Origin of the sequence: Streptomyces sp. ISL-12 (genome assembly GCF_018614415.1) — a bacterium.
Taxonomy (GTDB): domain Bacteria; phylum Actinomycetota; class Actinomycetes; order Streptomycetales; family Streptomycetaceae; genus Streptomyces.
This window is the reverse complement of the sequence record NZ_JAGGOO010000037.1, coordinates 23,601-31,255: the sequence shown is the minus strand read 5'-3', so window position 1 is coordinate 31,255 and position 7,655 is coordinate 23,601. Positions and strand designations below refer to the sequence as shown.

Here is a 7,655-nt window from a genome sequence, read left to right as displayed (position 1 = left end):
CCACGTGAGATGACCTCTAAAGAGAGTTTTCAATTACGAGGCTGGCGTCGTCAACTAGGGCCGCAGTAACGTGTTGCCCGGATTTGCCGTAAACTCCCAGAGAACGGTGGTGATCGACAAACGAGAGAAGGTTGCGGGCGAACTCTCGCCTGACGAGATCGTCCTGCCAGCAGATGAACAGTCGCTGGATGGTTCCCCCGGCCTCGATCAAACGCCGGTTGACGGCCAGGTACTCCCGTCGTTGTGTCAACAGGTTCGGATCAGTGGTGAGGTCGGCTGCTAGAACACGTTTGGGTTCGGTGCCGGAATCGATGAGCGCTTGGAAAAGCAACACGGACAACCGGGGCACCTCGGACGCGTACACCTGCAGGTGTCCGTCGGCGATCTCGCCGAAGCCGGCGATGAGCTCGCGTTCCAATTGCTCACGGACCCGCGCGAAATACCGGGCGTCTGCCATGTGCCGGTCGTTGGCCCGGCGCAGTTGGATGTAGATGCGGCGTAACCACATGTGATTGGCCACCATAAGCAGCAGCAGCAAGGTCTCCGCGGCCAGCAGGGTGTCCTTCAGGGCGCAGGGTTGATGCGTTCTCAGTCGGCGAGATGAGCTGATCGCCTGCGCCATCTCCCCTGTCGGGTCGACGTGTTGAAGTGGGCCGAACAGGGGGCGACGCCTGGGGGGTTGGCGTACGTTCCGGATGCCGGAGGATCGTCGGGTGGCGGGGGATCGGTGCCATTTCTGGCCGAGCGTGCGGACCTGGCTGTTCGGCCGGGCTCTCTCCCGCGGCTTCGGTAAGCGTCTTCAGCGCGCCAGGAGATCGATGGCGACCTCCAGTCGTTCGAGGTAGAACTCCCGTGATGCGGCCTGGTGCTTGAGGCCGGTCGATGCGCTGATCAGCGTCTGGGCGACTTGGCGGGCCGCCGGTTGTCCTGCCTCGACGGCAATCGCGTCTGTGATCAGTTGCTCGAAACGTTGCGGCGTGGTCTCGATGATCTCCCCCAGGAGGCCAGGGTTGTCCTCGATGACCACCGCCACATCGCGCGTCAGGGGGCCGATATAGCGGCCCGCCCACTGGTCGAACGCATCGAGGAGGCGCTCCGCAAGGGGGCGGCCGGTGTCGGCCAGGACGTGTTCGACCGCGGTGATGTCGCGCTCCAATGCCTGGGTGACGGCGGCGCGGAACAGGCTCTCCTTTGAGGAGAAGAGGAAGTACAGCCCGGGCCGGGAGATGTCCGCCGCCCGCGCCACCTCCTCCATCGAGGTCTTCCGGTAACCGAATCGCGCGAACGTGACCATGGCGGAGTCCAGAACCATGGTCCGACGGTTGGTGTCGGCGGCTGTCGACGGCGGGTGGCTGGCATCGGGACTGTTCATAGGACCGAGCATACGTGGGCAAGAATCGCACTATACAATTCAAGACTAGTGTGTATAGTCGCGCCATGACTGCTCGCGAACCCATCTCCACGCCCTTCACCGCTTCCAGCACCGCGGACGAGGTACTGCGAGACGTCGACCTCACCGGCGTCCGCGCGATCGTGACGGGAGCTTCCTCCGGAATCGGGATCGAGACGGCTCGCGCGTTGACCGCTGCCGGGGCGGAGGTGACGCTCGCTGTCCGGAACATGACGGCGGGGGACGCCGTCGCTGAGACGATTGAGAAGTCGACCGGAGGGATACGGCCCCGCGTCGTCCGGCTCGACCTTGCCGACAGGACCACCGTCACGCGATTCGTTGACGCCTGGGGCGGCCCGCTGCACCTGCTGATCAACAACGCGGGCGTCGTCACTGGTGGCCTCGAACGCACACGTGAGGGCTGGGAGCTGCAATTCGCGACGAACCATCTTGGCCACTTCGCCCTGGCCACCGGTCTTCATGGCGCCCTGGCCTTGGGAGCGGCCGACCGCGACGGCGCGCGGATCGTCTCGGTCAGTTCGACGGCGCACATGCGTGCCGGCATCGACTTCGACGACCTCCACTTCGAGCGTCGCAGTTACGATCCGCAGATTGCCTACGCCCAGTCGAAGACGGCGAACTCTCTCTTCGCCGTCGAGGCGAGTCGCCGCTGGGCGTCCGACGGCATTACTGCCAATGCGGTGAACCCCGGTGGTGTCGCGACGGGACTGCAGCGGAACTTCACAACGCAACAGAAGGAGTCGCTCGACGCCGCCGAAGCCGCCGGAGTCTTCACATACAAAACGGTCGAGCAGGGGGCTGCCACCAGCATCGTCGCGGCCGTCGCCCCGGAGTTCGCGCACTCCGGAGGCCACTACCTCGACGATTCACAAGAGGCATACACCGTGACGAACGACGCCGACCTCGTGCAGCACCCGCACGGTGTCAAGGAATGGGCGCTCGATCCCGCCACCGCCAAGCGCCTCTGGGCGGTCTCGACCAGCCTGCTCCACGCCTGACCTTTCGACGCCACAGCAAGCGGCACCGCCGCCTTCCTTGTTGGTCACCGCATCGCCCCACAAGGCCGATAGCACGTGGCCTGCGAAGACGGCCACGTCCGATGCGCAGGCCATTGCCGAAGCCTTTGATCACGAACAGAGGTCGCATTCGCGTGCCGTCCCCCCTGATCCGTGTCCTGCAGCGCCACTGCGCAGGCACTGATTCCGCCTTCCCAAAACCGGAACCGTCACAGCTCGCCTGCCTGGCGGACGTGTTGGGCCAGCTGCCCGATCCCCGCCGGATCCGGGGCCGCCGCTACCGCCTGGGCTCCATGCTCGCGCTGTGCCTGGTCGCCGTCCTCGGCGGAGCCACGTCCCTGGCTGCCATCGCCCGCTTCGTCGCCGATACCGACTCCCACCTGCGCGAACAACTCGGACTGACCTCCAGCACACCCAACGCCCCCACACTGGGACGACTCCTAGCCCGTCTGAACGGCGACGCGTTCGACGACGCTGTGGGCACTTGGCTCGCCCGGTATGCCGCCGACCCGGTCGACGAGGTCGATGGCACGCTGGTCGGTCTGGCCGTGGACGGCAAAACGGTGCGCGGATCCCGCACCGACGGCGCAGCCGTCCACCTGCTCGCCGCCGCGCTCCACGCCTGCCAGACCGTGATCGCCCAGCGCCAGGTCGCCGCGAAGAGCAACGAAATTCCCGCCTGCCTACCAGCGCGTTCAAGACCTGGGAGGACAACGCGTCCGCCACACGGGCGCTGAGGTCGCGGCGCGATTGCGTCGTCGTCATGGGCTCCATCCCCTGGAGGTGAGTTCACGCTCACTTCCCATCTTCGAGCTTTTGGCCGTGAGCAGACAAGTACGCCTTGTAGTGAGCAATCCTCTCTTTGCCGTGGGCGCGGAGACGCGCTCCGCGCAGTGGTGGACGTCGTTCGGCGTGATGCATGCCCGCGTCTGGCAGCGCGGTACCTTCGGACTCACGTCGTTGAGGGCCCCATGAGGAGAGATGAACGTGAGCAAGTTCGTGCGGCCCGCCGCCGAGGGCGCGGACCCGTTCGGTACGGCACGGCTGCGGCGCGGGGTGCTGGACGCCTGGGCGGCGAGCCCGGCCCGGTTCCGGGAGGACGCCAACGCCGAGGAGGACCTCGTCCTCGGCGGCTACCGGGACCGCCTCGTCGTGGAGCTCGCGCAGAACGCCGCCGACGCCGCCGCCCGCGCCGGGGTGCCGGGCCGGCTGCGGCTCACCCTGCGGGACGGCGTGCTGGTCGCCGCCAACACCGGCGCCCCGCTGGACGCGGCCGGCGTCGAGTCGCTGTCCACCCTGCGCGCCTCGGCCAAGCGGGACACCGCCGAGGGCGCCGTGGGCCGCTTCGGCGTCGGCTTCGCGGCCGTGCTGGCCGTCACCGACGAGCCCGCCGTGGTCGGCCGGCACGGCGGGGTGCGCTGGTCGCTGGCCGAGTCCCGGGAGCTGGCCGCCGACGTCGCCCGGCACAGCCCCGGCCTCGGCGACGAGATCCGCCGCCGGGACGGCCACGTACCGCTGCTGCGGCTGCCGTTCCCCGCCGAGGGCACCGCCCCCGACCCGTACGACACGGTCGTCATCCTGCCGCTGCGCGACACCGCCGCCGCCGATCTCGCCGAGCGGCTGCTGGACGCCGTGGACGACGCGCTGCTGCTGGCCCTGCCCGGCCTGGAGGAGGTCGTCGTCGAGCGGGCGGACCAGGACGTCGTGCGCACCCTGCGCCGCCGCCGCGACGGTGACGTGACCGTCGTCGAGGACTCGCTCCCCCACTCTCGGCTTCGCTCGAGCGGGGGGACCCCCACGGGCGTCACCCGCTGGCGCACCGCCACCGCGCACGGCCCCCTCACCCCCGACCTGCTCGCCGACCGCCCGGTCGAGGAGCGGCTGCGCCCGCACTGGTCGGTGACGTGGGCCGTGCCCGTGGACGACGAGGGCGCCCCCGTCCGGCCGCGCACCAGCCCCGTCCTGCACGCCCCGACCCCCAGCGACGAGCCCCTCGGCGTCCCCGCCCTGCTCATCGCGTCGTTCCCGCTGGACTCCACCCGCCGGCACGCGGCGCCCGGTCCGCTCACCGACTTCCTGGTGCAGCGCGCGGCGGACGCCTACGCCGGTCTGCTCGCCGACTGGACCCCGGTCACCGCCGGGATCATCGGCCTGGTCCCCGGCGCGCTGGGCAAGGGCGAACTGGACGGCACCCTGCGGCAGGCGGTCCTCGACCGGCTGCCCCGCACCGCCTTCCTGCCGCCCGCCGCCGTGCCCGGCGAGGACGACGACCCCGAGCTGCCCCGCTCGCTGCGGCCCCGGGACGCCGAGGTGGTCGAGGGGGCCGGCGCGGACACCGTACGGGTGCTGGCGGAGGTGCTGCCGACCCTGCTGCCCGCAGGGCTTGAGCGGCGGGTGGAGCTGCGCACGCTGGGCGTGGCCCGGCTGCCGCTGACCGACGCCATCGACCGGCTGGCCGGTCTTGAGAAGGAGCCCGGCTGGTGGCGGCGGCTGTACGACAGCCTGGCCGGGGTCGATCCCGACCGGCTCTCCGGGCTGCCGGTGCCGCTCGCCGACCGCCGTACGGTCATCGGGCCGCGGCAGGTGCTGCTGCCCACGCCGGACGCCGCCGCCCTCGACCCGGAGGTGCTCGCCCGGCTCGGGCTGAAGGTCGCCCACCCGGACGCCGCCCACCCCCTGCTGGAGAAGCTCGGCGCGCTCCCGGCCTCCCCGCGCGCGGTGCTCACCACCCCGCAGGTGCGGGCCGCCGTCGCCGCCTCCCTGGACGACGACTCCGCGGCCGACTGGGAGGAGGACGCCCTCGACGCCGAGGAACTGGCCGACACCGTCCTGGGCCTGGTCCGCGACGCCGGTCTGGAGCCCGGCGACGAGCCGTGGCTCGGCGCCCTCGCGCTGCCCGACGAGGACGGCGAGCTGTCCCCGGCCGGTGAACTGGTCTTCCCCGGCGGGCCGTTCGCCCGCGTCATGCGGGAGGACGAGGTCGCGGCGGTGGACGCGGAACTCGCGGACCGGTGGGGCCCGGAGCCGCTGGCCGCCTGCGGGGTGCTCGTCGGCTTCGCCCTCGTCCGCGCCACCGACGTCGTCCTCGACCCGGACGAACTGGAGCCCAGGGAAGGCGACTTCGCCGAACCCGACGACGCCGGTCTGCTGGACGCCGTCGACGTGTGGTGCGAGGACATCCTCGACCGCTTCCCCGACACGCCCGTCCCGCCGGTCGCCACCGAGATCGTCGCCGTGCGCGACCTGGACCTGGTCGACGACGACAAGTGGCCCGAGGCGCTCGCCCTCCTCTCCCGGCCGCCGCTGCGCGACGCCCTGGTCCAGCCGGTGCGGATGCTGCTGCCCGACGGCACCCACGAGACCGTACGGCCGTACACGGCGTGGTGGCTGCGCGGGCACCCGGTGCTCGGCGGGCGGCGCCCGGCCGGGCTGCGCGCGGCGGGCGGTGACCCGCTGCTGCGCGGCCTGTACGACGAGGCCGACGCCACCGGCTTCGACGACGAGCAGGTGCTGCGGGCGCTCGGCGTACGGACGTCCGTCGCCGCGCTGCTCGACGAGCCGGGCGGCGCGGCCGAGCTGCTGGACCGCCTCGCCGACCCGGAGCGGCCCGTCACCGCCGCCCAGCTGCACGGCCTCTACGGTGCGCTGGCCGACCTCGACCCCGACCAGGTGACCCTGCCGGACGAGGTGCGCGCGGTCGTCGACGGCGAGGTGCGGGTGGTGGACGCCGCCGACGCGGTGGTTGTCGACTCGCCCGACCTGCTGCCGTTCACCGACGGCGTGCCGCTGCTGCCGGTGCGGCCGGTCCGCGCCGCCGAGCTGGCCGAGCTGTTCCAGGTACGGCGGCTGAGCGAGTCCGTCACCGGCCGCGTCGACTCCGACGGCGCCGAGCACGACGTACCGGAGCCGGTGCGGGTGCTGCTCGGCGCCCGGACCCCCGCCTCCTACGTCGAGCACGAGGAACTCGTCGTGGACGGCGTGGAGATCGACTGGCGGCTCACCGACGACGGCGTGCTGCACGCGGCCACGCTGGAGGGGGTCGCCGCCGGGCTCGCCTGGGCGGCGGGGCAGTGGCCGCGCCGCTTCGAGGTGGCCGCGCTCCTGGAGGACCCGTCCCGCACGGAGGAACTGGCCCGGGACCGCTGGTTCGACTGACCGGCCGACGGCCGGCCCAGGGCGTACGGGGACACATTTTCTTCATCTCCGTACAACCATTCGTTTCCCTGGTTGATCTGATCACGTGAGTCAACAGACTCCACGATCACTTGGGCCCCGGCGTGACACGAGCCGTTGGGGGGCGACGACCGCCGGGGCCCCCTTTCCCACTTGGGGATCGCATGCGTATGCGCGCCACCGTGGCCGCCGTCTCCGGCGCCCTGGCCCTGTCCGCTCTCGCCGTGCCGGCCGCCCAGGCCGACTCGACGGCCGACTCGCTGCTGCAGCGGCCGACCGCTGCCGACGTCTTCGGCGCCGAAGCCCACCGCTCCACCGCCCGTTCGGCCGCCGCCCTGCCCACCATCACCAGCGTGTCGGTGAACGGCGGCAAGGACGTGGTCGTCGGCACCACCACCGCCAAGACCTTCACCGTGTCGGTGACCGCCACGCACGCCAGCGGCATCACCGACGCCTTCGTCGAGCTGTGGCACGGCACCGACTTCGACACCTACGTCGACGGAGCCCTGGTGCAGAACCAGGAGTACGCCACCTGCACGGCCGCCAGCGCCACGAAGTCCACCTGCAAGCTCACCATCACGGCCCGTCCCGGCTACGACGATGAGCTGGTCGGGTACCTCTACGACAACGCCCTGGCCGGTTCCTGGAAGGTGAACGTGGCCGTGCTGGCGAACGACGGCAGCGTCTACCAGGACACCGACTACAAGACCGTCAAGGTCCAGCGGCTGTCCAAGCTGACGGTCAACGCCGCCCCGGAGCCGGTGAAGAAGGGGGCCACCCTCACGGTCACCGGCAAGCTGACCCGCGCCGACTGGGAGGCCGAGAAGTACGTCGGCATCCCCAGCGGCCAGTCGGTGGCGCTCCAGTTCCGCAAGGCGAACAGCTCCGCCTACAGCAACGTCAAGGGCATCAAGACCACCTCCGGCGGCGCTCTGAAGACGACCGTCAAGGCCGCGGCCGACGGTTACCACCGCTTCAACTACAAGGGCATCACCAGCACCGCGGCGTCCGTCGCCGCGGGTGACTACGTCGACGTGAAGTGAGAAGGGCACAGC

6 protein-coding genes are annotated in these 7,655 nt (G+C 70.9%); 4 read left to right on the top strand and 2 right to left on the bottom strand.

Annotated elements, in window-relative coordinates:
- Window positions 1-16: 16 nt before the first annotated feature.
- On the bottom strand, window positions 17-622 hold the full coding sequence (locus J7I94_RS11055; RefSeq protein WP_215166836.1) for a hypothetical protein: 606 nt from the start codon (window positions 620-622) through the stop codon (window positions 17-19).
- A 177-nt stretch (window positions 623-799) separates the two neighbouring features.
- Window positions 800-1,372: a TetR/AcrR family transcriptional regulator gene (locus J7I94_RS11050; protein ID WP_374198377.1), complete on the bottom strand. Its 573-nt coding sequence runs from the start codon at window positions 1,370-1,372 to the stop codon at window positions 800-802.
- Window positions 1,373-1,437: 65 nt separating this feature from the next.
- Between J7I94_RS11050 and J7I94_RS11045 the strand changes: the two genes are divergently transcribed.
- The 4 genes from J7I94_RS11045 to J7I94_RS11030 all read left to right on the top strand — a co-directional run bounded on the left by J7I94_RS11045 (window position 1,438) and on the right by J7I94_RS11030 (window position 7,643).
- Window positions 1,438-2,409 (top strand): SDR family NAD(P)-dependent oxidoreductase, encoded by a 972-nt coding sequence (locus J7I94_RS11045; protein WP_215166835.1) that lies wholly within the window; start codon window positions 1,438-1,440, stop codon window positions 2,407-2,409.
- Between the two features lie 152 nt (window positions 2,410-2,561).
- The gene (locus J7I94_RS11040; protein ID WP_215166834.1) at window positions 2,562-3,164 is read left to right on the top strand and encodes a transposase family protein; all 603 of its coding nucleotides are present in this window, start codon (window positions 2,562-2,564) and stop codon (window positions 3,162-3,164) included.
- 250 nt (window positions 3,165-3,414) lie between these two features.
- Window positions 3,415-6,582, top strand: coding sequence for a sacsin N-terminal ATP-binding-like domain-containing protein (locus J7I94_RS11035; RefSeq protein WP_215166833.1), 3,168 nt, complete (start codon window positions 3,415-3,417; stop codon window positions 6,580-6,582).
- A gap of 182 nt (window positions 6,583-6,764) precedes the next feature.
- Window positions 6,765-7,643 (top strand): calcium-binding protein, encoded by an 879-nt coding sequence (locus tag J7I94_RS11030; protein ID WP_215166832.1) that lies wholly within the window; start codon window positions 6,765-6,767, stop codon window positions 7,641-7,643.
- Window positions 7,644-7,655: the final 12 nt, after the last annotated feature.